The sequence below is a fragment of the Deferrisoma palaeochoriense genome, assembly GCF_054656955.1.
The window spans coordinates 1-807 of the sequence record NZ_BAAHXI010000160.1 but is presented as its reverse complement, the minus strand read 5'-3'; the positions used below and the strand labels follow the sequence as shown (position 1 = coordinate 807).

General features: G+C 62.1%; 1 protein-coding gene. It reads left to right on the top strand.

Features of this window, described 5'->3' with window-relative positions:
• Positions 1-33 precede the first annotated feature (33 nt).
• Positions 34-807 (top strand): IS630 family transposase (locus tag ACYQ8L_RS18520; protein ID WP_459943299.1); only part of this gene is annotated, 774 nt, incomplete at its 3' end.

The following is an 807-nucleotide window of genomic DNA, read 5'->3' as shown; positions in this document are numbered from 1 at the left end:
AATCGAGCGCTCGACAAAAAAGCTCAGGAAGCCTTGCGCATCCGGGTGGTGCGCCAGGTGCGCGAAGGGGTCAGCCCTGAGCAACTTGCCAAGGCCCTGGACATCAATCCGCGGACGATCTACCGCTGGATCGAGCGCTTCCATTACGGGGGCGAGGAGGCGCTTCGAAACCGCCCCAAGACGGGCCGGCCTCCGAAACTGACGGCGGCACAGATGGCATGGATCGCTCGTACGGTCCGAGACAAGAACCCGCAGCAGATGAGTTTTCCGTTTGCCCTGTGGACGTTGGGCATGATTCGGGAGTTGATCCGCTGGAAGTTTGGGGTTCGGTTGAGCGAAGTCTCGGTGGGGCGGGTGATGCGGACGTTGGGATTCACGCCGCAACGGCCGCTTCACAGGGCGTACCAGCAGAACCCGGCCTTGGTGGAGAAGTGGCGGGAGGAGGAGTACCCGAGGATCCGTAAACGGGCGCGCAAGGAGAACGCCCTGATCTTCTTTGCGGACGAGTCCGGGATCCGGTCGGACTACCATAAGGGGCATACGTGGGCACAGTCGGGGCACACGCCGGTGGTGAAGGCAACAGGGAAGCGGTTTTCGGTAAACATGCTCTCGGCCGTGAGCCCTCGGGGTCACTTTCGGTTCATGGTGCACGAGGGCACGGTGACGGCGGAGGTGTTTTGCACGTTCCTGAGGCGGTTGGCGGCCGGGGTGGAGCAGAAGATCTTTCTGATCGTGGATCGGCATGCGATTCACCGTGCCAAGAAGGTCCGGGATCTGCTGGAGGAGATGGACGGGAAGATCACGCTG